The organism is Methylobacterium sp. Leaf99 (assembly GCF_001422375.1).
GTDB lineage: Bacteria > Pseudomonadota > Alphaproteobacteria > Rhizobiales > Beijerinckiaceae > Methylobacterium.
This window is the reverse complement of record NZ_LMMU01000001.1, coordinates 2175643-2202315: the sequence shown is the minus strand read 5'-3', so window position 1 is coordinate 2202315 and position 26673 is coordinate 2175643. Positions and strand designations below refer to the sequence as shown.

Here is a 26673-nt window from a genome sequence, read left to right as displayed (position 1 = left end):
ACATTGGGAAGCATCTTAGGATGTTGCTCGCCAATGATTTAGCTGCAATACCCTCAGTCCGATGCCGACGTAATACGGCGTAACGGGGCAGGATGTCGCTTCCCATGTGCTTCCCAGTCGCTTCCCAGCCGGCATCGTTCGGCGCCGTGGCCCCCGCACTGAGAATAGGTGCACCATGCGTCTGACCCGATCGAGCGTCGCGCGGCTGACTCTGCCGGAGGGGCGGAGCGAGGCCATCTTTTTCGATGACACATTGCCGGGCTTTGGCTTGCGCATTCGTGCCGGCGGCAAGCGCACTTGGATCGCGCAATATCGGGTCGGGTTGAAACAGCGACGAATAAGCTTTGGCACCCCCGAGGCACTGAGCGCTGACGATGCAAGAGACCGTGCCAAAACAGTGCTGGCATCGGTGCATCTCGGCGCCGATCCGCAGGCAGAAAAGGCTGCCGCTCGGGTTCGCGCGGCAATGACCCTTGGCACCGTCTCCACAAATTACCTGGCCCATGCCCGTTCACGCTTGCGACCGCGCAGTTTCGAGGAGGTCGAGCGGCATCTCGCGCAGCATTGGGCACCGCTGAAAGAGATCCCGATACACGTCTTGACACGGCGTGACATCGCGGAGCGGCTGGGCGAGATCGCCGTGTCACGGGGGCCATTCGCTGCCAACCGGGCGCGTGCCACGCTGTCAGCACTGTTCACGTGGGCAATGCGGCAAGGGCAAGTCGAGGCGAACCCCGTGATCGCCACCGGTAAGGCGGCAGAAGAAATCAGCCGAGACCGTGTTCTGACTGAAAAAGAAATCGCAGCGATTTGGAGCGCGTGCGGCGATGACGATTACGGGCGGATCGTGCGGTTGCTCTTCCTCACCGGTCAACGGCGCGAGGAAGTCGGCGCGATGCGTTGGTCGGAGATTGAGCCGGCGGTTTGGCGGTTGCCCGCGTCCCGCACCAAAAACCGGTTGCCCCACGACATTCCGCTGTCCGACGCGGCTTTGGCAATAATCCAGGGCGTGCCGCAGCGCGAGGGGCGGGACCTCGTTTTTGGGGAGGGAGAAGGTGCGTTTCAGGGGTGGTCTCGCGCGAAGGCCAGCATGGACGGGCGCATTCGAGACAATTCCAAAATCAAAATGTCACCGTGGCGACTGCACGACATCAGGCGCACTGTCGTCACCGGAATGAATGAAATTGGAGTTTTGCCGCACGTGGTTGAGGCGGTCGTAAATCATGTGACAGGCCCCGCGAAATCCGGCGTTGCGGGAGTTTATAATCGCGCGGCGTATGCCACGGAAAAACGGGCTGCCCTTGCGCATTGGGCTGAGCACTTGCTCGCGCTTGTAAAATGAAACTACCCTAGAAATTCGACGCCGGGTATTTTCGAAAATATTCAATTATTGCGCATATGAATTTCCGAAATTCAGTCCACAATCATAAAATAGGACTTTCGATTGTAGTCTTGACAGTAGCGTTATGAGACGTACCCTAAGTAGCGTTATGTCTACATGGAGACCGTCAAGTCATGTCAAGCTACATTCTCCAGCACTCCGACGCGGAGGGTGCTCTACAGATCGCCCGCAGTCGCGTGGTAGGCTCCGGTGAGGCAGCCGCCTTCTGCAACCTCTCTAGGGAGCACTGGCGGCGGCTGGCACGGGCCGGCAAAACCCCTGCACCAATCAGGCTGAGCGCACGCAAGCTCGGCTGGCGGGTTGGTGCACTTATGGACTTCTGTGAGGGGCGAACTGTTCGCACTGGCTGACAGAGCGGCACCCCCAACCGATCACGCACCCACTGAACGTCGCCGATTGCGTCCAGTGCTGGCCTGATTGGGCATTAGAGTTCCCAAAGATCGGAAATCCCAAGAGCGGAAGAGGCTGCACTGATGAACGCCGCGATCGAGAGAAAGAAAGAAAGCACAAATGAAAAACTCCAATTCATACCGCCCTCACTTCCTGCGACGTGAAGGCGAACGAGCATGCGATATTAGAAATCCAATTGTCGCGTTGGAGAATGTCAGCCGCGGTTGGTTCAACCCGCGCCGGCCGGATCCGGGCGAGACGTACCCCTTTGAAACGTGCTTCAATTCAGAGCGCGAACTGAACAATTTTCTTTTGAATCGTGAACAGCGCTACGTAGATCACGACAAACTGTTCCGGGACCAAGAACTTCACGGCATCGATCCATATTACGAGTTCGTGGCTGTCGCAGAGGATAGCGAAGCCTGTATCCAACCGGGTGCGCCATCTCTCGGTGGCTGGCAACGACAGCGGGCATTTCACCACTGCGTGGAAGGCTGCGTGCTGGAAATGCGGAGCAAACTCCTACTGGCAGCTGAGTTCAGAGCCGTTTGCAGAGATCCGATCGCAATCCTCCGGTCTCCGTGCCCTTTCGACACTGACGCCGATCTAGACGAGGCGGTCGCGCGAGTAATGCACAAACGAAAGCATCTTTGGACTGGCAAGCGGGTCAACCTGCCCGCCGGCGCTCCGCGGTTCTATCGGGAGGCGCAACTCTGGCAGCACTCCCGTCCGTAGGAGCACATGCGCATTTGGGGTGCCGAAGACGAGGGCAGTTGTAACCTCGCGGCCGATTGCAGATGCGCGAACGCGGGCGAAAATTTCTACCAAATCAAGCGCAAGTGGGCTGAGGAATACCGAAGCGATGCTCGAAGCATACGCAATCAACTAGCCGCAAGTGAACGCCGGAGCATCTGGGAAGATGAGCGGTAGGGCGTGCTGAGACGCTTCAAATAGAAATGGCCCGGACCTCGTGAGAAGGCGACGGGCCAATTTATCTAATTGACAGGAAAAACCTGTAATGTTTGCTGATAACAAGTCAACGCCCGCCCTCACGTTCGACGAGGCGTGCCGGCCATTCATCGAGGCAGGGATCACCGCTCGTGCGCTGGTACCGGTCGCACCGCCCGGTGCTCGAGTCGTCGAGAATTCCAGCCTCGCGCGCAATCGTAAAAGTTTGGGCAAGGTGCCCGGTCGGTTCGATGCGCGCCGGGGTGAATGGACGGGTCTCGGGGGCAGTCCTCCCGCCGTCTCGGAAGGTCTCGACAAGTGCACCATCACAGAAGCGTTGGATTGGCCCACGGGCAACGTCGGGGTTCTGGGACGGGTGCTTCCTGGGATCGACGTGGATGCGGACTCAGAAGCCTTTTTCCGGCTCGCCGAGACTGCTTTCATCGACACCTTAGGCAGTGGCGGCGGATACGCGGAACGCCTTCGGGGCGACAGCCTGAGCCGGACCTACGCTTTCCGCTGTGACTACTTTCGAGACATAAACCAGTGCGTTGAACCGCGACGCCTTAAAATCCGAATGTCCGGTGAGGACGCGAGCGCACCTGCGCGACACGGGGTCGATATCCAAGGCTACGGAACGCAATACCTCATTTCTGGCACCCACCCGAGCGGCGACGCCTACCATTGGTCTCCGGATCGCGACCTTGCCAAGATGCACCGTGACGGCCGACTGCACTCGATCACGAATGCCGATATCGACCGTTTCCTGCGCCGCCTAGTGGAACTGGTGGAGGCGGCCGGGGGTGAGGTGGTGCACACGTCCGGTAGAGGGTGGCACGGTGTCGGCGGCGGCAAACTGCACGACTACAACCGCAATGAGCCGATCACATCGCCAAAGAAAATCATCGACGCGCTGTGGAAGATGCCGAACACAGAGGAAAATTTCGGTTCGCGCGATGTGTTTATTGGGGCTCTCGCTTCGATCCGTGCCGCACTGGGCTGCAATGCCCTGGATCAAGAGTGGGAAGAAGAAGTGCGGGGCTGGGCTGTCGGAAGCAGCGGCGGCTATTGCGACGACGACTATTTCGATAATGCTTGGGACAGCCTGCGTAAGGGTGTGCGTCTGTCGCAAGAACACCTGCCCCGACTTCTCCGTGCCTTCGGGGTGCGTGATCTCGACGGCATCGATTTCGTGGATGACGGCTGTGCGGACACCTCACCGGAAATTGATGTTCACAAGTCTGTCGAGAGGGCTGCGAAGGCCAAGGAAAATGGGCAGTTGCTCTCCCGTGCAGCTAAAGCCTATGTTTTCCAGCACATGGGCACTTCTACGGGTGGGGCCTCACGCAATATTCGCCAGCCGATGCGGCTGCGCGCGCACCCAGAGCGTGTTTGGAGTGCCACGGATTGGTGGGCGAAGCTAACACCGGACCCTGACCCCCAATTGCTACAGGAAATGCACGTTGCCTACAGCGAAAAGAAAATCGGCCTGCCTGTCTTTCTCCGGGATTTAGAGAACGCCTATCCGTTTGCGTTCTTCACTCGGGAAATTCGGAACCCGAGGTTCGATTATGGCGAAGTGGTTGAGCGGTATGACGCGCGCGACAACCCGGACGGGGCATTGAATGTGCGGCAGCGGTCGCAGGCGCAGAACGCCGCTGACAAGCCCCGGCGCAATTTTGCCCAGGCGAAGGTTGACACAGAGCATTTTCTTGACTTCATCCGTCGCGGTTTCGGGGATGGGCCGGTTACGGAATATCTGCTCGATACCTTTGCCTACATGGTGCAGACTGGTAAGCGGCCAGGACACATGCTGGTAATCGAAGGTGAACCAGGGGTCGGAAAATCCCTGTTCGCGGAAAGTCTGATCGCGCTGTTCGATGGCACCGGGGATCACGTCAAAAGCCGAGTGGATGGTGCGAAATTGATGAACGATGCGGCGTTGCGGTTCATTTTTGGCAAAATCGAAGGCTGCCGCATCTGCTCAATCAAGGAATTACCGGAAGGTTCGGGCCGTGCGACCACTGCAGTACTTATTTCAACCGTTAAGCAAATGGTGGATGCGGGATCGGGCGGTGATTATATTGACATAGAGAAAAAGGGCATTGATACAAAGTCGGTCGAAAACCACAGCTACATCATTGCCACGACAAACTATGAAAATGTCATTCCAATCGAGGAACGTGACCGCCGCATAATGCCGGTGCGATTCCGCATAACACAGGCCAATCGTCCGGATCAGGAATTCTACGTGCGCCTAGGGGCGATCCTGAAGGATCCGGAGCGGCTGGCGGCGATTTGGAATTATCTGGCAGGTCGTGCGATCGGGCAATATCGTGCGGACGCCCCACCCCCGGTCACAGCCGAGAAGGCGTCGGCACAGTATCGGAGCATGGTGCCGGCAGTACGCCACATGGCGGTCGCGCTCGATACCCTGGCGCAGGCCGGCCGCGGGATCGTGACCCTAGCCGACATCGTACCCCTGGCAAATTGGGTGGCGGGGATCGAGGCGGGCGAGAGCGGCGATTGGGGCGGTGGTGGCGATCTCTACATGCTCGGGAAGCCCGTGGGGCCCATGGCTGGCAGTGGGGCTGGCCCGATGCGCGGAAAGGCCTTGGATTATCTCGGGGAGAAAACCCGCAAGGTCGAGCCCCGGAAATATCGCGGGAAACGGACCCCTTCAGTCTACGTTCTCGGGGGCCGCACGATGCCAGTCGAAGATATGCCTTGGCCAGAGTTGTCCACTCTACTGAAAAAGGACCGCGAGCGGCACCCGGTGCGTGATGGCGTGCGGGCTAAGCCCTATGACGTACGAATTGATCCTATAGCACCGGTGATCGATCGGATCGCGGGGGATGATGAAGACGACACCGACAGGGCTGGTGCAGTCAATGTAGTCGAGTTGCGGAACCGGCGCCGTGTCTGATCAGGAACTAATCGGCGGGCCTAGCTTCGAGGCGTGGCGGGCTTACAGGCCTGTCTCGCCCAAACTTATTCAAAATTCTAGGTTGTGCGGATGCGCTTTGTTTGTGGTGGTCGGCGAGCACGTCCATCCATGTCCAAAACGTCCGCTGTTTCACACAAACACTCAACACGGAAGTTATAAATAAAAATTCTCATTCAAAAAGGCAGACATGAATGGGCGGATGCGGACACGGCTCCGGACACAGGGCACGAATTTTTGCTGAAATCCTCAAAAGTCCTAAGCCATTGGTAGCAATCGTTTTTCCCTGATGTCTCTCTTCTATTTGGACATGATGGACATGGTGGACATGAAGAGAGTAAGTTGTGCTGGTAAGAGGTGATATAGCTGGAATAAAAACCGAATAAATGTTTTTCGTTATTTCAGAGGGTTTGCTGAGGACGTCTTTGTAGAGCACAGACCCCAAAACAGGGTGCTTCATGTCCGCATGTCCGAGCAGGCCCCACCGATACAACCTCAGAGGGTGCAACCTGATGCCCCTATGCAAAGGGCCCCAGAGGGCGGCCCCGAGTCGGCTCCAAACTCCCACCGAACCATTTCCGATCTTCCAGGACCTGCCGTTCAATCCCACTACCGGGGTTCTTTTCCGCGCGAGGCACCGTGCGCTATCTTCCAACCCATTCGAAAACCACCCTCACCGCCGAGAGGTTGAAGGTGAAAAAGCGCCCGCTCGACAAAAACTACATGCTGAAAATCCACGCGGCCCAGCGCTTTCATGAACTGCTTCGTCAGGACCGTGCCCGCGACGCCCAGTGGCGCGAGGATCAGGCACGGGCCCGAGCGAAAGCCGATCGAAAGGCCGCGCGGATCGATGGATTGGTACGGACTGCAGAGGTGCGCATTGCGGCGTGCAAGGACGCTCCGACACCGCTGGCAGTGCGCCAGATGCGCCGGATCGCGAACGATGCCACTAAGCCGGGAAGGGTGCGGGTCGCGGCTGCCGCCCGGATCCTCGAATGGGTCGATTGGGCACCGGATGGCGCGTCCAACGCGGCCGAGGCATGATTCGGAAGCCTATCGCTCGCCGCCCCTGGCCAGCACCCGCGCAACCTGCACCGCCGTCCACTCGCCGCCCCTGGCGGTCTCGACGCACCGTGCGTTCAATGCTGCAGCGACTGCCCTCAGCGAAGTGGCCCCGGCAGTCTGCATAGCCGCGATTACGGGCACGACGCGGGCGGCGAAGGCATCGGCTGCAAGGGCCGTGCTGGCGCCTCCCGCCCGGCTTGCCACCGGCAGATTAGTGCGATTGCCGAGTTTGACCCCCTGCGCCCGTTTGACGGCCAGTGCGGCCCTGGTACGGGCTGCGATCATGGCACGCTCTTTCTCGGCCAGCGCCGCGTACAGGTGCAGCATGAAGGGGTCGGCATCCTCACCCAGTTCTGCCACGACGAACGGCACCCGCTGGGCCATCAGGCCGGCGATGAACGCAACGTTCCGGGACAGGCGGTCGAGTTTCGCCACCACCACCGCGCATTTGGCCTTGCGGGCAGATGCCAGTGCCGCGGCGAGGTGCGGCCGGCGAGCCAGCGCGTCGCTGCCCTTACCGGTCTCGATTTCGACATGCTCGCCCGTGATGCGGTAACCGTGGGCCTCTGCGAAGGTGCAAACGGCAGCCCGTTGTGCTTCCAGCCCCAGGCCGCTCTTGCCCTGGCGTTCGGTTGAAACGCGCAGATAGGCGATCAAAGGGCGGAGCCCGGCGGCGGCGCTGGCGTCAGCAGCCCTGGGATTGATGGCAGAGTCCGTGCTCGTCATTTGGAAGCCAGTTCTGTTTTTGTAACACAGCTATACGCACATATGGCATTGTTACACAAGGGCGAAACGCTCCCTAGTTTTGAGTATTTGAGTGCGATATGCGCGTAGTTGCATTAATAGCGACTGTAATAACTCATTTGCGACAGCCTAAAGCCTAAATCTGTCTGTATAAGACTAATTGATTTACTGCCTATTTCCGGAGGTTTTTCTGAAAATACCCCCCGCCCCGGGGCAAGCATCCTAAGGGCTTTCTGAATTTTGTACCCCACACGCAAGTCTCAGCCATTTTCCCCGGAGTTCGTTCTTGAACCTCCAACCCCAGGCCTTTGCTGACGGCGAGGTACCATGTCCGAGTTCCCAGGAGCTGCCATTTAACCCCGCCTGGGCCTCTTCTCCACGCGAGGTACCCTGCCTTATTTTCAGCCGGTATGAGAAACAGCCCCACGCGGGTAGGTTCACCGTGAGCAAGCGCCAGTCCGACAAAATCCATATGCTGGAAGTCCATGCAGCCCAGCGCTTCCATGAGCTGCTGCGCCAGGACCATGCCCGCGATGCCCAGTCGCGGAAGGATCAGGCGAAGGAGCGAGCGCGAGCCAACCGAAAGGCCGCGTGGATCGATGGACTGCTGCGGACTGCGGAGGCGCGCATCGCGGGGTGCAAGGAGGTCCCGACCCCTTTGGCGGTGCGCGAGATGCGCCGGATCGCTGATGACATCACCAAACCGGCACGAGCGCGGGCGGAGGCCGCCGCCGGGATCTTCCGATGGGCCAGGTAGTCACGACGTAGGGTGCCTCTGCGTAAGCGCCGCCACGGGGCAAAGGAAACCATCCACCCAGATTAGCCGCTCCCGCCTCAGAAGGGGCTGGCGCCGTCATCCGCGAACCGGGTACGCTTAGGCCTGAAAAAGGGGTCGGCGGGGGGAGGGCTTAATTCCACAAAACAACTGCCTGGAAAAAGGATAAAGGCAAGAACTGGCTGCAGCCGGAATGTAAATGCGTCTGAAATTGGAAAGCCTGTTGCATGAATGCCGTTGAGATTGAGGAAGCTATATCGGCCCTTGCGGAGCGCCCTTTCGTCGCTGCAGAGTTTCCTTATTCGTTTCTGGAGGCATTCGGAAACAAGGAAACCACACTGAAGCGCCTCCGCAGCGGGGCCTCAAATAAATCCGACGTCGGAGGCGTTCTACAGACCAACAACATCCATATCGCCACCTGCCAGACGGGCGAGGTCACCAATACGCTCGCACTACTGAAAGCCAGCCCTGCAACAACACGGGCAAAGGCGCGTTTTGTGCTGGCAACCGATGGCGATCTGTTTGAGGCGGAAGATTTAACGACGGACGATGCGCCGATCAGCTGTAACTATAGAGATTTCCCGAACTATTTTGGCTTTTTCCTGCCGCTGGCAGGCATCACCACAGTCAAGCAGGTTCGCGAGAGCTCCTTCGACATACGGGCCACCAGCCGTCTCAACAAGCTCTATGTCGAGCTGTTGAAGGACAATCCGGCTTGGGGCACAGCCGAACGCCGCCCTGACATGAACCATTTCATGGCACGGCTGATTTTCTGTTTCTTTGCCGAGGACACTGACATATTCGCCGGCAGCGGGACATTCACCGCAGTCATCGAAACCATGAGCGCCAAGGACTCCTCAAACACGCACGAGATCATCAGCACTCTCTTCCGCACCATGAATACCAAAATGGAGGACCGGGCACGCGTAGGCATTCCGCGTTGGGCAGACCGCTTTCCTTATGTGAACGGCGGGCTGTTCTCCGGCAGCTCGGATGTGCCGCGGTTCAGCCGCATCGCCCGGTCTTTCCTGCTGCATATCGGCGGCCTCGACTGGAAAAAAATCAACCCGGATATCTTCGGGTCAATGATCCAGGCCGTGGCGGATGAGGACGAACGCGGCGCGCTCGGCATGCATTACACCAGCGTGCCAAACATCCTGAAGGTGCTGAACCCGCTGTTCCTCGATGACCTGCGGGGGCGACTGGATGAGGCCGGCGACAATGCACGCATGCTGCTCAACTTGCGTAAGCGCATGTCGAAGATCCGCGTCTTCGATCCGGCCTGCGGCTCGGGCAATTTCCTGGTCATCGCCTACAAGGAAATGCGGGCCATTGAGGCGGACATCAACCACCGTCGTGAGGAAGCCGACCGGCGCACGGAAATTCCGCTGACGAACTTCCGTGGCATCGAGCTGCGAGATTTTCCGGCCGAGATCGCTCGCCTGGCGCTTATCATCGCCGAGTACCAGTGCGACGTGCTCTATCGGGGCCAGAAGGAGGCACTTCAAGATTTCCTGCCACTCGACGCCCAAAACTGGATCACTTGCGGAAATGCGCTGAGGCTCGATTGGCTTAGCATATGCCCGCCAACCGGAACTGCGGTGAAACACTATGCGGATGATCTGTTTTCCACACCACTAAAGCAAGCGCAGATCGAGTTCGAGAACGAAGGGGGGGAAACTTATGTATGCGGTAATCCTCCTTATCTCGGCGGAAAAAAGCAGAATAAAGATCAGAAATTAGAAATGAAAATTGTAGCAGACGGACGTTACAGTTATCTGAATTTGGATTACATTTGCGCCTTTTTTGCGAAAGCAATAGATTGTCTAGCTCATTTTCGACGCGTAGCCTTTGTTTCGACAGCATCTTTAAATCAGGGCTTTCACGTACCAAATTTCTGGCCTTTCGTTATCAATAGTGGCGCCGAGATAGATTTTTGTTATGAATATTTCAAATGGTCTAACAATGCCACTAATAATGCGGGGGTGCATTGCACTATCATCGGACTGTCGGCGTCCAATCATGCAAGGGCTTGCCACATTTATTTTGAAGATGGGAAGCGCGAAGTCAGTCGTATAAATCCTTATCTTATTAACGGAAGCAACGACCTTATCGAATCAAGATCAAGTCCTCTATCTGATCTCTCAAAAATCAATACAGGAAACCAGGCCGCTGACGGAAGTGCTCTATTTTTCACGAATGATGAAAAAGAATATTTGACCAGCACTTATCCTGATAGCAAACGGTTGTTTCGAAGAGTCTCAGGCACATCTGAGTTCTTTGATGGACGTATCCGTTGGTGTCTCTGGATCGATGATGTCGATCTACCATTGGCGAACAGTATTGAGCCTATTAGCTCGAGAATTCGAGCGGTCCGTACATTCCGGCAAGCCGCCGGCGAGGTTGCCAAAACTTTGATAAGTCGTCCCCACCAGTTTCGTTTTCGTAACGTAACGAAAAAAATGGGGATGCTTGTTCCTCAACTTTCCTCGGACCGTCGTGAATATCTACCATCTGGGATATTTGACTCTAATTTTATAGTAACTCATAAAGCGCACGCGATGTTCAGTTTTGAATTCCATAATTTTGCGATATTTAACTCCCGTCTGCACTTCATATGGGCACGAGCCTTGTCCGGAAAACTCGGTAGCACTCTTAGTTATTCATCTAATCTGAGTTGGAATACGTTTCCGCTTCCACCTCTTACAGAAAAGAATAAGGCTGATCTTTCCCGGAGCGCTGAGCAAATCCTGCTGGCTCGGGAAGGGCATTTTCCAGCCACGATCGCGGAACTTTATGACCCTGATAGAATGCCCGTCGATTTGCTTGAGGTGCACAAGGGCAACGACGAGGTTTTGGAACGCATATATCTGGGCCGACGCTTTAAGAACGATACTGAAAGGCTCGAAAAGCTGTTTGAGCTTTATACAAAGACATCGATTGCTCAGGGAACACCGAAGAAAAAGGTGGGGACTCGCGCGTGACAAATTCCACTATGACCGTTCCATCCGTTTCTGTTTCCTATGCGAGAAATGGCAGTTCGACCAAAGCCAATGAATTTGGCATGCGGCCGATGCAGGAGCGCGCTTTCGAAAAGCGAGGCGAGCAGTACATCCTGATCAAGTCGCCGCCAGCGTCTGGCAAAAGCCGTGCGCTGATGTTCGTTGCTCTTGATAAGCTCCAAAACCAAGGTCTTAAGCAAGCCATCATCGTTGTGCCGGAAAAATCCATCGGCTCAAGCTTTCACGATGAGCAGCTTAGCAAACATGGTTTCTGGGCTGACTGGCACGTCGATCCGAAGTGGAACCTCTGCGACGCGCCGGGCAACGATAACGGAGGCAAAGTCAGTTCAGTCGGCGCGTTCCTCGAAAGCGTAGACAAGGTCCTAGTTTGCACTCACGCGACCTTTCGCTTTGCGGTTGATAAATTCGGGGTTGAGGCCTTCGATGATCGGCTGATCGCGGTCGATGAATTCCACCACGTCTCCTCCAACCCTGACAACAAGCTTGGTCTGCACTTGGGGCAATTCATCGCCCGCGATCGCGTGCACATCGTGGCGATGACGGGATCTTATTTCCGCGGTGATGCAGAAGCGGTCCTGTCGCCCGAGGCCGAAGGGAAATTTGATAGCGTCACGTATACCTACTATGAGCAGCTGAATGGATACCAGTATCTGAAGCGCCTCGATATCGGCTATTTCTTTTATTCTGGCTCGTATGCCGATGACATTTTGAAGGTTCTGAACCCGGGCGAAAAGACCATCATCCACATCCCGAGCGTTAATTCGCGAGAGAGCACGAAGGACAAAATCAAGGAGGTTGAGCATATCATCGAGGAGCTGGGTGCATGGCAGGGGACTGATCCTGCTACGGGCTTTCAGCTTGTGAAGGCTGCAGATGGGCGTGTGTTGCGCGTTGCCGATCTGGTCGATGATGACCCTGCCAAGCGGGATCGCGTCTCTGCCGCGTTGAAGGACTCGGCACAGAAGAACAACCGCGACCATGTGGACATCATCATCGCCCTCGGCATGGCCAAGGAAGGCTTTGACTGGATTTGGTGCGAGCACGCCCTGACAGTCGGCTACCGCTCCAGCCTTACCGAAATCGTGCAGATCATCGGCCGGGCCACCCGCGACGCGCCTGGCAAAGAAAGCGCCCGCTTCTCGAACCTGATTGCCGAACCCGCTGCCGCCGATGAGGTCGTCACCGAGGCCGTCAACGACACGCTGAAGGCCATCGCGGCCAGCCTGCTGATGGAGCAGGTGCTGGCGCCCCGCTTCGAGTTCACGCCGAAGAACCCACAGAACGGCCCGACGCCTGGCTTTGACTATGGCGAAGGCGGTTACGATCCGGATAAATGCAACGTTGGCTTCAACGATGAGTCCGGCAAATTCCAGATCGAGATCAAGGGCTTGGCCACGCCCAAGACCGAGGAGGCGTCCCGCATCTGCCAGGAGGACCTAAATGAGGTGATCGCAGCCTTTGTGCAGGACAAGACGACGATCGAGCGAGGCCTGTTCGATGAGGAACTGGTGCCCGAGGAGCTGACCCAGGTGCGCATGGGCAAGATCATCAAGGACAAGTACCCACATCTGGATGACGAGGATCAGGAAGCCATCCGCCAGCATGCCGTGGCGGCGCTTAATCTTACGCAGAAGGCCAAGGAGGTTGCCTCCGGCAACTCGCTTCTGGAGGAGAAGGCCAACACGGCCTTTGTCGACGGCGTGCGTAAATTCGCGATGGATGTGCGGGAGCTGGACATTGACCTGATCGACCGGGTCAACCCGTTCGGCGAAGCCTACTCGATCCTCGCTAAAACGATGAGTGAGGACAGCTTGAAGCAGGTCGCGGCCGCGATTGCTGCCAAGCGCACCGCGCTGACACCTGAAGAGGCGAAAGAGTTGGCGGTGCGGGCCGTCCGGTTCAAAAAGGAGCGTGGACGCCTGCCCTCGATCAGCTCTGCCGACGCCTGGGAAAAGCGTATGGCGGAGGGCGCTGCCGCCTTCGTTCGCTTCAAGGATGAGGGACGCTATGAGTGATCTCGACCTGGATGAGCTGCGCTCCGAACTGGAGGACTTTGCCCAGTCGGAAAAGAAGGGCGGACGGTCGCCGCGCGAGGAACGGGTGATTGCCGGCTTCGAGGACATACAGCGGTTCGTGGAGACGTATGGGCGTGTCCCACAGCACGGCGACGACGGTGAAATCTTCGAACGGCTGTATGCCGTGCGGCTCGACCGGCTCCGTGCGCTTGAGGACTGCCGCTCTCTTTTGGCGGCGTTCGACCACCAGGGATTGCTGACCGAGGCCTTGGCTGCGCCCGTCACGTCGGTGGAGACGATGGACGACGATGAGCTGCTGGCAGAGCTAGAGGGAGCTGCAGGTTCGTCAGATATTACGCAGTTACGCCATGTCCGCAGCAGCGTGGAGAAGCGCGAAGCCGAGGAAATCGCGACTAGAGAAAAGTGCTTGGATTTTGAGACCTTTAAACCATTTTTTGAGCAGGTTCAGAATGACCTCGCAAGCGGACTTCGTACAACGAGGCACTTCGTAAAAGATGCCGGGTTCTTAAAGGCAGAAATCAAAGCAGGGCAGTTCTTTATTCTAAATGGCCAGACCGCCTACGTGGCGTCGATTGGAGAACCTATTAAAGCGCCGAACGGCGAGTCAGACGCACGGCTGCGGGTGATCTACTCTAATGGGACCGAAAGCGATTTGCTCCTTCGCTCGCTGCAACGTGCCCTTTATAAGGACGAGGCAGGCCGGCGCATCACCGAGCCGACCGCAGGGCCTTTGTTCGCGGATAAAGGGGAGGATGGCGACCAGGCGAGCGGGACAATCTACGTCCTGCGAAGCAAATCGGATCATCCGATCGTCGCCGCGCATCGGAACGTCCTTCATAAAATCGGTGTTACAAGCGGCAGCGTTGAACAACGCATCGCGAACCCCCGCCTCGATCCGACGTTTCTCATGGCTGATGTCGAGCTTATCGCGACCTATAAGCTGTACAACATCAATCGGACGAAGCTCGAAAATCTAGTTCACAAGGTTTTTGGCCGCGCCCGCGTCGATATTGAGATCAAAGACCGTTTTGGGAAACCCGTGGTGCCGAAGGAATGGTTCTTGGTACCATTGTTCGCTGTCGACGAGGCTGTTGAGCGCATCAAGGACGGCTCAATTATCGATTACGTATATGACCCATCAAAGGCGAAGCTTTCTCAATCGTTTGACGTATAAGTTGATTTTAACAATCAATTTTACTCTCGCGCCAAGCCAAGACGTGCTTCAATATCCCTGATCAATACTTGTTCGCTTCCGGATAAGGATGATCCGGGGGCAGTGTCGGTACCGTCGACCGACATGAAACTGAGGTATCGATTGTGATTTGAAGTTAACCACCAAGGGTTATTAGAAGACAATACAGACTTAACTTGCCCGTCGTCATCCTCCGGATAGATCAAAATGCCTTCAAGGCGATGCCCAGGATTTCCAAACCCCGAAAGATAAGCAGACAATTGATATAGATCTTCTCGTAGAACGCCGTTCACATTATTGCTGTTCGATCGCGTATTTTTGTATTTAGCGTCGACGATAGCTAAGCATTGATCATGGTTGTCGAGGACAACGATATCGGGGCGCAAAGATTGTAGAACTCCTCCGCTCCCGTTTGTTAATAACCATTGAAAATTGTGCTTCGTCCGACCTGTGTGAAGCACGCGGAAGTACGGAAGGCCCGCTTGCAATAATTTAGCGATATAAAGTTCCCAGATTTCTGCCATATCCAATAGTAGGCCATGGGACTGTGCCTTTCCGGCCGCTTCCGGTAAACGTGGCTTTCGCGCAAGAATTGAAAGCGAAATTTCCACCAGAGGGCGATAGCCTTCAGTGATTGGCGTATACCGGATGGAGTGAGCTTTGTGCACAGCCCCTTCGTCGCGGTGTGTGCCCAGAAAGGATTTCAGCTCATCAAGGATGTCTCTGCCGCGTTCGGACAGCCAACTCGCGCGCCGTCCCTTCGTCCCGAGTGCGCCGTTGAGATGCTGCGCAGCAAGCAGGGTAATCTCCCCAATTAGTCGATCAACAACACGAATGCGTGTTTTGCTGACCAGATGATCGTCGCGAACAGCACGCACGAGCGCCGTTTGAATCGGAAGCAGCTTACCTCTCATCGCTGGGCCTATATGGATTGCGTCACTGCGGCGGTATGGAAGGCCGTGCTTAGCCGCTGCGCTGAGCTTGCCACCCCACAGATGCGCGATAATCACCCAAAGCCACAGACCTTGTTCCTTCAGGGCGCCGCCGCCGTCAAACAGTCTCATACCCCAGATCTCACCGAGCCAGCGTAGCAGGCTCGGCATTCCAAAGCGCGGCTCGATGCGGAGTATACCGTTCTCAAACTGCAGCTCGCCGATATATCTACCCGCTCTCCAGCGACCAATTGTGCTTTCATAGACTGCGATTGGCTCATCGTCCGGCCTCCGCGCGCCGACGGGTAGAAGCACAGATGAGACGTCTGTCGCCTGGATAAGTCTTTTAAGCCAATCCTCATCGTCCCGACTTAAAGACGGGAACAACGAGCAGTCGCTGACTATGACTAGTCTTTTATTCAAGGTTTTACTCCCGCCAGAAGAGTGCTTTCTATCTTCGAGATAAAGTTTTTTCTTTCGGCATCATCTATTCCGGTTAGATATTGTGTAAGCAAAGGTCGTAGAGAGAAACGCCAAAGTGATTTTACTGGGTCGAGTGCATTGCCGCGCCCGTCGAAAAGCACTTGATTGCGCCGCTTGTCAGTCGCCAAAAGATATGTCTGTGCAAACGCAACTGTATCACAGAAATAGGTATGACCGATTTGGTAGTTTTCGCCGAGATGTTCGCTCGTGTTAATTAGATTGTTTACGAGGCTCGCGCGCTCACCTAATGATATGAATTCATTCTCTACTCGATCCCACGATTTGTTTATTTTACTTGCGGCTATAGAAGTTGCCCATCGATAACGACAGACATCTAGGAAATCGTCTGGCGAAAAGCCTTTAAAAAACCATAGGAAGCGTCGACGCAGCGCAAAATCAACATTTTCGAGTGACTGGTCGATCAAATTCATGGTGCCGATAAAATAGAGATTGGGGGGTAGACGCACCTTTTTAATCGCACTGCCATAGCCGGCCAGTGTCACAAAACTTTCGCGGTCCTCGAGTAGCGAAAAGCACTCGCCCAATACTTTGCTAAGATCGGACCGGTTCATTTCATCTAGTATAAGCACAAACGGAATATGATTGAATTGAGCGTGTTCTGCGGAAATTGATTCAACCAAACTCAGCAAAACGCCATCGCGATATTCAGTCCGGCCGCCATCGCCAATCTGTAGTCCACGGATAAAGTCCTCGTATCCGTAGCCGGGATGAAACTGAACTCGATGCGTTCGTTCGTCGATAAGGTTTTTTATTTCATCCTCATTTGCGAAAAACTTTGCTGGTCCCCACAATTTAAGAAGCATTTGGCGGATCAATCCATCGGCAAGTTGCCTTGCCTGATAAGTCTTCCCGGTTCCAGGAGGTCCAAAAAGAACTATTTGTTTTTTGATATGCAGCGCCTGGAGTTCGCTGATACTGTCGCTTTCTCCGTCTGCGTACCAACAAGCCCTGAGAGGCGGCCAGTAGAAATCCAGCTTCCTCTTAGGCAGATAACTTTCAAGGCGACCGCGAATGGCCTTAAGACAATCATCAACATGGCTGGGCTTTTCGCCTTCGATCAGACCGTCAAAAGCTGCAGCAATGCGCCCTTTGTGTCCTTCGCTTGCGATGCGCTCGTAATGATCTGGGAAAAGCAGGTACAGAATAATGTGCTTCAGTTGTGGTGGTCGACCAAATTCCTCGCGGTGTTGTTCCGCAAGTTTTTCGAGGATCTCGCGGACTGCAACATGGTCTTCTAGGAGTGCGGCTCGCTCTGCTGGGTCTCTGCCAATTATCTCGATCGCAGCACGGGTAAGGTATGTCAGCTCGTTCGGACGGCCGGTATTGTAGACGAGACCCGGATCACCGACGCCCGACCAAAACCCGCGGAATGCGGAAGAGCTGTCGTCTATGGCGATGTTTTTCCAGGAAGCCACCTCGCGTATCACGGCGAGCTTTCGCGCCCGAGAGACGCTAGTTGGGAATAAAAAATAAACGAGAAGAAGATCGCATGCGAGCCGTGTTACGTCTTCGCCGGCTTTTGCCAGTTGCTCTTTAAATTTTTGAGTGAAGTTCTTTTCAGATGAATAATCCGGAAGATCTATGAAAAATGTTTTGAAGCCGTTTAAAGTTTCAATTGTCCAGACGTTTTCGTTTGGCCATATTAGGGATTTATTGCCAGCCAAGCATTCCGATTTCCATTCTTTAGCTATTTCAAAAATTGAGGAGATATTCTGGTCCGCGTTTCGAGACATGAGTGGCCCTCCCCTAAATCCGACATGCGTATCCGTGTGTTATTCGTTCGGTTAGACAAAAAGCGATATGTCGGCACGGAACTTCGACTTTCGCCTCGCAAAGCTGTTGCCTACTAACCTAGGGTGAAGGAGGTAAAACCGCGTTTTATAATGGGCAGAACAGCTTAGCTATTGGGTAAGCGGCGAGCATCGCGGGCGTTGGGAGAGTGTTTGACGCTCACCCAGGAACCCCGATGTGGACGCCCGCCGCCCGCGCCGAGCTTGCGCGCGAAAGCCTGCCTTACGCAACCAATCTCAGCGATGCCGAGTGGGCGGTGCTTGCGCCGCTTCTGCCTGCGCCGTCCAGCACAGGCCGCCCGTGGCGCCGGCCACTGCGCGCAGTCTTTGACGGCATGCTGTTCGTGCTGCGGACAGGATGCGCGTGGCGGCAGCTGCCGCTGGACTTCCCGCCGTGGAGCACGGTGCATCGCTGGTTCTTGCGCCTCTCGCAGACAGGCGTGTTCGAGCACCTCGCCCGTGCCCTCACGATGGCTGACCGTGAGCGGGTCGGACGTGAGGCCTGGCCCGACCGGCTGCGTCGTCGATGTGCAAGCTGCCCGCTCGGGTGGCGTGGGGGTGGCCGGCAAGTGCGGTTACGATCCGGCCCGACGGGTCGTCGGGCGCAAACGCCACGCGCTGACGGATACGGACGGCCGCCTGCTCGTGGCCGGGGTCTCACCCGCTGACCTGCACGACAGCCACGGCGCGATTGCCCTGCTTTGAGCCTCGCGCGGACCGTTCCCCTTCTTGGCCCACTGCTTTGCCGACCGTGCCTATCGAGGCGAGGGCGCTGGCGTGGCCACGACCATCACGGTCGAGATCGTCGAACCCAAGGAGGGCCAGAAAGGCTTTGCAGTGCAGCCCAGGCGGTGGGTTGTCGAGCGTAGCTTCGGCTGGATCGCCCGCTGCCGTAGGTTGGCTCGCGACCACGAGGCTACCCCGTCCTCTGCGCTCGCCTTCTTCGTCCTCGCAGCAGCCATGATCCTCGTCAGACGGATTGTCCGAGCCTTATCAAACAGGGTCTAAACTCGACTCTGGCCAATTTGATGGACGGTTGAGGGATGGAGTGACGAAGCGGGCACGACGGGTAGGTTCGCGTCGTCCCGAGTAAGAAACACCTGATGCCTGATCTGCCCGCTCGCTTCGCCCACCTCATCCTGGCGTTCGCGCCGCTGTTCGTCCATCGCTCGTGGCGATACGCTCAGGTTCTACTGATCGGCGAGATCCTCACCCCCGGTCGGCGCACGGTGACCAGCGTCCTGCGGATCATGGGCCGCGCGCAGGAGCGACGGTTCGTGAACGTCCACCGCATCCTCAACCGCGCCGCGTGGTAACCGCGCACTGGCAGCCGCATCTTGCTCGGACTTCTCATCGATGCCTTCGTGCCGCACGGCCCCGTGGTGCTCGGGCTCGACGATACGATCGAGCTCCGCTGCGGCAAGCGGATCATGGCCAAGGGCATCTACCGCGATCCGGTTAGCTCGTCGGACAGCCCTTTCGTCAAGGCGAGCGGGCTGCGCTGGATGAGCTGATGTTGCTCACCCCAGTCCCCTGGGCCGAGCGGATCTGGGCGCTGCCATTCCTCACTACGCTGGTGCCGTCCGAACGTGCTGCCGCGAACGGGGCCGCTGGCACAAGCCACTGCTTGATGTCGGGCGGCAACGCGTCCTCCAGACCCGACGCTTGCTGCTGGAGCGCGACCACGTGGTGGTGGGCGACGGCGGATTCTCGACCTTGCTGTTCCTCGACGCCATGCGCCGCGGCGGCATTACGGCAATCACCCGGCTGCGGCTCGATGCGGCGCTATTCGAGGCCGCCCCGCCGCGGCCGCCCGGCACGATCGGACGCCCGCGGACCAAGGGAGCGCGGCTGCCTACGCTCGCCGCGGCCCTCACGGCCAAGGACACGCGCTGGCGCCGGCTCACGGTGCCGGGCTGGTACGGATCAGGCACGCGGGTGATCGAGATCGCCTCGGCGACTGCGGTGTGGCGGCACGGCGGCCTGCCCGTCGTGCCGATCCGCTGGGTGCTCGTCCGCGATCCCGAGGCGCGCTTCGCACCTCAGGTCCTGCTCTGCACCGACCTCGACCGCGTGCCCGCGCAGATCGTATCCTGGTTCGTGCACCGCTGGAGCGTCGAGGTCACTTTCCAGGAAACCCGCGCTCATCTCGGCGTCGAGACGAGAGCGGCAGTGGTCTGACACAGCGATTGCCCGCACCACCCCCTGCCTGCTCGCCCTGTTCTCGATTGTTACGCTGCTGGCCACACGGCTCTCGGCTCGCCAGTGGCGACGCGTTGCCTCCGCCACGTGGTACCCAAAACCGCGACCGACTTTTGCCGATGCCCTGGCTGCCGTGCGTCACGCGATCTAGCGCGAGCAAGGTTCTGCGACATCACCGCGCCGACACCCTCAAACAAAACCGCGCTTCCGCTTACCAGCACCTTGGGCCTATGCCCTCTGCCACGCAGTATGAATGGCCAAAGTCGAGCTAACGCGGCAGATGCCGTGACTGCCATTCGCTTTCCGCCTTGATGATACTTATCGCCTCGAGGTGCAGCACGTCGAGCGAAGTGGCATCGGCTGCCAACCTAACGTCAGGCGGTCAGCGCCAGTTGACGGTGTACTCAATCTTTTTTGGCTGCACGCGCAGGATGGTGAGCGTGCGTCCTTCCAGCGTTACAGACTGACCCTCCTGCACGGCGACCGGAATTGCAGGAGTTACCTGGGAGTAGCCTTGCGGAGTGTGCGGCTCAATAACCGAATAGCTCTGCGTGGTGGCGCTCTCGGAAACGGGGGTGGCACCAACCATGCCGGTCACCGTCGTCGTCTGCGTGTTCGGGATGACGATCGGCGCGCGTCATCGTCGTCTCATTGGTCTCGATAGGATAATTTTTTGCGGATCAGGGTCGCTTTTTTGGCCTGGCTGCTGGCGTACTGCGCGGTGACGCGGCCGGCGTTGGTAGTGCGCCCGAAAATGTCTGCATTCCCGAACACGTTCGGCAGGGATTTCGCCACCTCTAAGTCCATCAGCGTGTCGCCCGGCCTCGCCGACAACGGCTGACCCGGTGGTGATGAGCTGAGCATTTTCTTGGACCGGATTACGGGCCGCTAGCCCACCCTCTACCATGACCACCAAGGCCATGCGCATCGTCAGGCTATTCCCCCTTTTTGGGGAATTTCTGCCGTACGCTGACCAGACCTACCAATGTAAGATTGACGATGGCATAGCGATTTTACCTAGGGACGGCGTTTCGGTCACACAGACGTGATAGCCAATTCCCACTCAAGACTCTCCGCGGCTTCCCATGTGCTTCCCAATCGCACAATTTGGGAAGCAAGGATGCAGGATTTTTCAGCTAAGTTATTGAAAGGAATGGCGCGCCCGAAAGGATTCGAACCTCTGACCCCCAGATTCGTAGTCTGGTGCTCTATCCAGCTGAGCTACGGGCGCGTGCCGGGCCGGTGGGTCTCGAAGGAGACGTGCCGGCCGCGAGCCGGTGTTTAGAAGCTCCGTTTCCGGCTGGCAACCCCCTCCGGACAAGTTTTGCGGGCAAAGGGATCGGCGGGCGCGGACGGGGCGAAACGGGGCTGCCGGGCCCCCGCGGGACGCCGCGTCAGGGGAAGGCCAGGGCGGCGGCGGGCTGCGCGCGGGCGCGGGTGTCCACCGGGTTCGGGCGGGGCGGGAGGACGATCTCCTGGCGCTCGCGGGCGATGAAGCTCGTGGGCATGGCCGCCTGCATCTCGGCCTCCATCCGGCGCAGGGTGTCGTCGGTGTGGCAGGGATGGAGGTGGATGATGCCCAGGGCCTCGACGCCGGCGGCGCGGGCGAGCTCCATGCCCTTCTGCCAGGTCGAGTGGCCCCAGCCCCGGCACACGGGATACTCGCCCTCGGTGAACATGCCGTCGTAGATCATGAGGTCGGCGCCGCGCACGAACTCCCGCAGGGCCGGGTCGGGCCACGGATCGGAATGCTCGATGTCGCTGATCACGCACAGGCGCCGGCCGGCATGGTCGAAGCGGTAGCCCACGGACCCTTGCGGATGGTTGAGCAGGATGGTGTCGACCCGGGCGCCGTCGGCGAAGGTCAGGGTCTCGCCGGCGCGGAAGCCGTGATGGGCGAGGCGGCACGGCAGGATGTCGAGGCTGACGGGGAACAGGGGCGGCGCGAACAGCCGGTCGAGGGCGGGGCCGGCGCTCTCCCCGTCGAGGTTGCCGCACCAGGTGTTGATGGTGCGCTCCGGATCGAGCACCACCGGCTTGAAGAACGGCAGGCCGGCGGTGTGGTCGATGTGCAGGTGGCTGAACAGGAGGTCGATGTCGCGGGGGAGCGCGTCCCGGTGGTGCCGGCCGCAGGCGTTGAGGCCCGAGCCCGCATCGAGGAGGAACAGCCGCGTCCCGCAGCGGATCTCCAGGCACGGCGTGCTGCCGCCGAACTCGACGTAGTCCGGCCCGCTGACGGGGGTCGACCCGCGCACGCCCCAGAAGCGCAGGCTGAGGCCGTCGTCCGGCCGGGCCCGGCCGTCGTCGGCATGATCGAACCCGTTCGCGTGAAGCCCGTTCGCAAGTGACATCGTCTTACCAATTGCCCTGATCCGCCCGGGCCTCAGGGCCCCTCGCCGGCCCGCACGACGGCGTCGTCGCGCGGGGTGGCGGCCGATAGTGTGCCAGGATTGCAGTGGAACGAGTCTGAGGTAAGCAGCCCCCCGGACAACCGATGTGCGGGTTCGCACATGGTCACGACGGCCGTCAGCGCCGGGCGAGGCGCCCGGGACCGGTGAAACCCGCCGCGTCCTTGCCCGCCGCGTCCTTGCCCAGGACACCCTGGCCCGTGACGTCCTTGCCCGCGCCCCCCTGCGGCGCGAGCCCCTCGGGCACCGGCAGGGTGCCGGCGAGGCTGGCCCGCACCATGCGCGGCAGGGTGTCGGCGTAGGCGGTGAGCAGGGGCCCGAACCGCCCCGCCTCGGCCGGCCGCGACAGGTTGGCCGAGCGGGCGAAGGCGGTGCGCAGGGCCGGGCCGAGCCAGCGCGACCACACGGACTCGGCGACGACGACGCGGGGGCGCGCCGGGATCGTCACCACCTCCAGGCCGGCATAGGCCAGGGCCTCGGGCCGGCTGACCTCGCCCAGGGACCCGCCCCGCGCGGCGTGCGCCGCCCAGAACGCGTGCTGGCCGCCATCGGAATAGGTGGTGCGCACGGCCGCACTCCCGTCCTCCACCGCCTGGGCGATGCGGGCCTCCTCGTCGGCCCGATGGGCGGCCACCCGAGCCTCGCGGACGGGGTCCCGGTCGGGGGCGAAGGCGTAGCGGCCGGCGACCACGCTCACGGCGGGCTCCTCGCCCAGGGCCTCGAACCGGTCGGACCCGGCTTTGAGCTGGCGCCAGAACTCGATGTTGGGGTCGGTGCGGTGGCGGGCCATGTTCTGGGCTGTCATCCGGAACGGGTAGGACTGGAACTGGAACGCCGCCTGGCCGCCGGCGAAGGCCTCGCGGGCGATGGCGTAGATCTCGCCCACCACGGCGTCGGTCATGGCGAAGCAGCCCATGGACGAGCACACGCCGTGGACCATCACGGCCGAGCCGGTGGAGCCGTGGGCGCGGTCGTAGGCGTTGGGATAGCCGACGTCGAAGGAGAGGTAGTAGCTCGAATTCGGGTTCATCTGGCGCTGGGGCACCGTGTAGAACCCCTCCGGGGTCTGGCGGTCGCCGGTCTTGCGCTTGGGGCCGAGCTGCCCCGACCAGCGGCAGATGGGAAACGTCTTGACGAGGACGAAGCGGCCGCCCGCGGCGCGCTTCCACACCTCGATCTCGCTCTCCTTCTTATAGGCGCGGAACAGCACCGGGGCCTGGGCCGTGGTGCCCTTGGCCTGCATCAGCCCCAGGGTCGCGGCCGGTATCGGCGCGAACGCCTTGCCGGTGGCGGCGTCGGCGGGCGCGATGGCGCCACCCGCCAGGAGCGCGGCCAGGAGCGCGGCCAGGAGGAACGGTCGAAGGGGTGAGACCATGCGCGGCCCGAGGATGGAGCGACCCGTCCGGCGCGTCCGCCGTGCGATGCAATCGGTCCGGCTTATCGCATCCCATTGGGGCGGCAATAGGGGGATTTTTTTGGGGTCCCCTACTCCGCCACCACGGTATTCCGCTCCACCCGCAGCACCGCGTCGAACGGTGCCGCCCCGTCGAGGATCGCGGCGTCGGGCAGGCAGACGATGAGACCGCGGCCGGTGCGGGCGGCGCGGAGGGCCGCGAGGCGGGGGCGGATCTCCTCGGGCTTGCGGTCTTCGAGGGCGATGGCGACCACGGCGATGTCGGGGCGGCGCACGAGGCAGCGGGCGAGGTCGATGGCGATGCGCTCGCGCGGGCCGATGGCGTTCTCGCCGAGACTGGCGCCGCCGCCGCCCATCCCGGGCTCGACCCGGCTGTCGAGGCCGAGGCGGTAGACCGTGGGCTCCAGGCCCTCGTCGGCCAGCACCCGGCGCACCAGGGCGCGCACCCGCGCCTCGGCCCCGGCCTCCTCGCCGTTGATGCGGCCGAACAAAATGTTCTCCTCCAGGCTGGCGGCGGCCGTGAGGGTGGCGGGATCGTAGAACTCGATGCTGTCGCGGAGCGAGGGCGGCATCAGCCGGGCGAAGGAGTGGCGGGCGGCGACGATCCGGTCCTCGAAGGCGGCGTCGACGAGGCCGAAGCGGTGGCGGGTCTCGCTGTAGCGCAGGGCCAGGCCGATGAGGCGCTTGCGGTCGCGCTGGCCCGCCGGGCCGCGGCGCCAGCCCTTGGCCTCGGGCATGCGGGCGACGAGGTCCTCGAAGAAGCCGCGCTCGGAGGCCGGGAACAGGGAGAACGCGTCGAACAGGGAATGGTCGTCGGGGAGGTCGGCGAAGATCTCCACGAGGCTGCGGGCCACCTGCAGGCCGACCTGCGCCAGGGGCCGGGCCAGATCCTCGGCCTCCAGCACGGCGCGGAGATACGGATGGGCGGCGATGCGCTCCGGCGCGAAGGCCGGGCCCACGGCCTCGCCGAACAGAATGTTCTCGCCCACCGTGGCCTGGTGGTTGTAGCGGGCCGGATCGAACGGCTCGACGAGGCGGCCGGCCTTGTCGGCGGCCAGCGCCGCGCGCACGGCGTCGCGGGCGGCGACCACGGCGCGGGCGACGGCGGGTTCGGCGCCCGGATCGACGGTGCCCTCGAGGCCGCGGGCGTACACGATGGCGTCAAGGCCCGTGAGGGCGAGGATCGACCGGAGGTCGTCGGGCTCGCCCTGGGCCGCGTGGAGATGCGCCGCGCCGTACAGGATGTTCTGGCGCAGGGACCCCTCGACGAGGATGGCCTCGGCGCCGGCCAGCGCGATGCGGCGGGCCCGCTCCTCGGGCGCGAAGGCGCGCAGATCCGTTCCGCCGTAGGTGACGGACCCGGCCGTGGGTTCGAGCTGGCCGGCCAGGAGGGCGGCGAGCGCCCGCCCGCCGCCGCCGCGCTCGCCCAGGATGGCGACGTGGCCCGGCATGGCGAGGGCGACGTCGACCTGGGCGAGGCGCTCGCCCGTGACCGGGTCGTAGGCGCCGACCCCGTGGGCGTGGAGGGCCCCGGATTCGGGGAAGGCCGCGATCCGCGCCGGGCGGGGCGGGGTGCGGGCCTCCAGGGCCGGCAGGGCGTGGGCGATGGCGTGAAAGGTCGCCAGCAGGTCGCGGTGGACGGTGTGCAGGTGCAGGGCGACGGCGAGCGCCACCACCGCGAGGGCGAAGCCGCCGCCCGCCGCCACCAGGGCGCCGGGGGCGACGGGCGCCCCGTCGCCCCCGCGCCACAGGGCGACGGCGACGACGATGGCGGGCAGGAGGATGCCCAGCGCCAGGGAGGGGGCGCGGGCATAGGCCAGGGCCGATTCCGAGCGCTCCAGGGCCGTGCGGGCGGCCTGGCCCTTGGCGGCGAGGCGGGCGCGCTCGAAGGGGCCGGCCCCGTGGGCGCGCACGGCCGGCATCCGGCGGATGAGGTCGGCCAGCGCCCGCTCGAAGGTGGCGCCCGAGCGCAGGCGCAGGGCCGTGCGGGCCCGCATCCGCCGCTGGATCAGGGCGCGGGCGAGGCCGGCGGCCAGGAGCCCCACGGCCACGGCGGGCACGAGGCGCGGCGCCGCCAGCCAGGCGAGGCCGAGGGCCAGGAGGGCGGAGCCGAGGGCCATGGCGGGCACGAGGAGGCCGAGGCCGAACAGGGTGTCGATGCGGGCGAGCAGGTCGCCGAGGGCCTGGGCCAGGGCGCGGGCGTCGTCGCGGGCGGCGGGGGGGGCGCGCAGGATGGCGTCGGTGACGCGGGCGTTGAGGCGCACCACCGTGCGGCTCTGGGCGAGGAAGCACAGGCGGGCGACGCCCCAGCCGAGGGCCGCCGAGGCCAGGGCCGCGCCCGAGAGCACCGCGAGGGCGAGGCGCACCCGCTCGGCCGGCCCGAGGAGCCAGCCCGCGAACAGCACGGACGGGCCGGTTCCGGCCGGACGCCACGGCAGGCTCGCGGCCACGTGCAGGAAGGCGGCCGCGCCGTGATCGGGGGCCACCAGCACGCCGACGAGGTCGCGCAGGCACAGGAGGGCGATGAGGGCGAGGGGGCCGCCGAGCCCGAGGGTCAACGCGATGGCGAGGGCGTGCTCGGCCGGCGCGGATCGCCAGGTGAAGACGATCGGCTCGCGGTCCATCGGCATCCTTCGCGTCCGCCCCGCGCCGCGGGGCCGTCGGGCGGGCTTAGAGGATCGCGGCGGACGGCGAAAGCGCGGCGGCGCACGCGGCCTCGGGCGCCAGAGCTGCCCGATCGGTTCGGTTGCTTGTGCGTCTCGCTGATGGACGCGGTGAAGCGCGGGTCCCCTCTCCTGGAAGGAGAGGGACAGGGTGAGGTGTGTGACCTTTTCGGAGATGTCCCACACCTCACCCCAACCCTCTCCTTCCAGGAGAGGGGGCACCAGTGCGACCACTCGATTC

At 60.7% G+C, this 26673-nt stretch carries 19 protein-coding genes, 1 tRNA gene and 1 pseudogene; 12 read left to right on the top strand and 9 right to left on the bottom strand.

Going from position 1 to position 26673, the window contains the following annotated elements; all coding sequences use genetic code 11:
• Positions 1–175 precede the first annotated feature (175 nt).
• The 4 genes from ASF28_RS10030 to ASF28_RS22450 all read left to right on the top strand — a co-directional run bounded on the left by ASF28_RS10030 (position 176) and on the right by ASF28_RS22450 (position 6728).
• Positions 176–1342: a tyrosine-type recombinase/integrase gene (locus ASF28_RS10030; RefSeq protein WP_056090922.1), complete on the top strand. Its 1167-nt coding sequence runs from the start codon at positions 176–178 to the stop codon at positions 1340–1342.
• Positions 1343–1912: 570 nt separating this feature from the next.
• Positions 1913–2527 (top strand): hypothetical protein, encoded by a 615-nt coding sequence (locus tag ASF28_RS22460; protein WP_157085467.1) that lies wholly within the window; start codon positions 1913–1915, stop codon positions 2525–2527.
• A gap of 283 nt (positions 2528–2810) precedes the next feature.
• Positions 2811–5666 carry a DUF5906 domain-containing protein gene (locus tag ASF28_RS22455; protein WP_157085465.1) on the top strand — a complete coding sequence of 952 codons (2856 nt, stop codon included), beginning with the start codon at positions 2811–2813 and terminating at the stop codon, positions 5664–5666.
• A 657-nt stretch (positions 5667–6323) separates the two neighbouring features.
• Entirely contained in the window at positions 6324–6728 is a 405-nt protein-coding gene (locus tag ASF28_RS22450) for a hypothetical protein (RefSeq protein WP_157085463.1), read from the top strand.
• Between the two features lie 9 nt (positions 6729–6737).
• Here ASF28_RS22450 and ASF28_RS10025 read toward each other — a convergent pair whose 3' ends face one another.
• Positions 6738–7475 (bottom strand): recombinase family protein, encoded by a 738-nt coding sequence (locus ASF28_RS10025; RefSeq protein WP_082476099.1) that lies wholly within the window; start codon positions 7473–7475, stop codon positions 6738–6740.
• A 460-nt stretch (positions 7476–7935) separates the two neighbouring features.
• Here ASF28_RS10025 and ASF28_RS10020 point away from each other — a divergent pair, with 460 nt between their 5' ends.
• From ASF28_RS10020 to ASF28_RS10005, 4 genes are all read left to right on the top strand, one after another.
• Positions 7936–8250 (top strand): hypothetical protein, encoded by a 315-nt coding sequence (locus ASF28_RS10020; RefSeq protein ID WP_157085461.1) that lies wholly within the window; start codon positions 7936–7938, stop codon positions 8248–8250.
• 245 nt (positions 8251–8495) lie between these two features.
• Entirely contained in the window at positions 8496–11252 is a 2757-nt protein-coding gene (locus ASF28_RS21710) for a class I SAM-dependent DNA methyltransferase (RefSeq protein WP_082476377.1), read from the top strand.
• 11 nt (positions 11253–11263) lie between these two features.
• A complete protein-coding gene (locus tag ASF28_RS10010) occupies positions 11264–13306 on the top strand; it encodes a DEAD/DEAH box helicase (protein ID WP_056090910.1) in 2043 nt (680 codons plus the stop codon).
• Positions 13299–14501 (top strand): GIY-YIG nuclease family protein, encoded by a 1203-nt coding sequence (locus ASF28_RS10005; RefSeq protein ID WP_056090908.1) that lies wholly within the window; start codon positions 13299–13301, stop codon positions 14499–14501. The genes ASF28_RS10010 and ASF28_RS10005 overlap by 8 nt, the downstream gene beginning before the upstream one ends.
• Before the next feature lie 20 nt (positions 14502–14521).
• Here ASF28_RS10005 and ASF28_RS21705 read toward each other — a convergent pair whose 3' ends face one another.
• Both ASF28_RS21705 and ASF28_RS21700 read right to left on the bottom strand, forming a co-directional pair.
• A complete protein-coding gene (locus tag ASF28_RS21705; protein WP_244474978.1) occupies positions 14522–15766 on the bottom strand; it encodes an McrC family protein in 1245 nt (414 codons plus the stop codon).
• A 104-nt stretch (positions 15767–15870) separates the two neighbouring features.
• Positions 15871–17688, bottom strand: coding sequence for an McrB family protein (locus ASF28_RS21700; RefSeq protein WP_082476345.1), 1818 nt, complete (start codon positions 17686–17688; stop codon positions 15871–15873).
• Between the two features lie 233 nt (positions 17689–17921).
• On the opposite strand from ASF28_RS21700, the pseudogene ASF28_RS21695 reads away from it, so the two are divergent.
• From ASF28_RS21695 to ASF28_RS23285, 4 genes and pseudogenes are all read left to right on the top strand, one after another.
• Positions 17922–18753, top strand: a pseudogene (locus ASF28_RS21695) (IS5 family transposase).
• 95 nt (positions 18754–18848) lie between these two features.
• Positions 18849–19061 carry a hypothetical protein gene (locus ASF28_RS23295; RefSeq protein WP_244474943.1) on the top strand — a complete coding sequence of 71 codons (213 nt, stop codon included), beginning with the start codon at positions 18849–18851 and terminating at the stop codon, positions 19059–19061.
• 21 nt (positions 19062–19082) lie between these two features.
• Entirely contained in the window at positions 19083–19259 is a 177-nt protein-coding gene (locus ASF28_RS23290) for a hypothetical protein (RefSeq protein WP_244474942.1), read from the top strand.
• Positions 19260–19410: 151 nt separating this feature from the next.
• The gene (locus tag ASF28_RS23285; RefSeq protein WP_244474941.1) at positions 19411–19926 is read left to right on the top strand and encodes a hypothetical protein; all 516 of its coding nucleotides are present in this window, start codon (positions 19411–19413) and stop codon (positions 19924–19926) included.
• A gap of 403 nt (positions 19927–20329) precedes the next feature.
• Here ASF28_RS23285 and ASF28_RS22445 read toward each other — a convergent pair whose 3' ends face one another.
• From ASF28_RS22445 to ASF28_RS09970, 6 genes are all read right to left on the bottom strand, one after another.
• A complete protein-coding gene (locus ASF28_RS22445; RefSeq protein WP_157085457.1) occupies positions 20330–20536 on the bottom strand; it encodes a hypothetical protein in 207 nt (68 codons plus the stop codon).
• 59 nt (positions 20537–20595) lie between these two features.
• Positions 20596–20811, bottom strand: a complete 216-nt coding sequence (locus ASF28_RS22440) for a hypothetical protein (protein WP_157085455.1) — start codon at positions 20809–20811, stop codon at positions 20596–20598.
• Between the two features lie 290 nt (positions 20812–21101).
• A tRNA-Arg gene (locus ASF28_RS09985) sits at positions 21102–21178 on the bottom strand.
• Between the two features lie 163 nt (positions 21179–21341).
• A complete protein-coding gene (locus ASF28_RS09980; protein ID WP_082476097.1) occupies positions 21342–22298 on the bottom strand; it encodes an MBL fold metallo-hydrolase in 957 nt (318 codons plus the stop codon).
• Between the two features lie 175 nt (positions 22299–22473).
• On the bottom strand, positions 22474–23730 hold the full coding sequence (locus ASF28_RS09975) for a L,D-transpeptidase family protein (RefSeq protein WP_082476096.1): 1257 nt from the start codon (positions 23728–23730) through the stop codon (positions 22474–22476).
• Between the two features lie 110 nt (positions 23731–23840).
• On the bottom strand, positions 23841–26393 hold the full coding sequence (locus ASF28_RS09970) for an ABC transporter transmembrane domain-containing protein (protein WP_056090904.1): 2553 nt from the start codon (positions 26391–26393) through the stop codon (positions 23841–23843).
• Positions 26394–26673 lie beyond the last annotated feature (280 nt).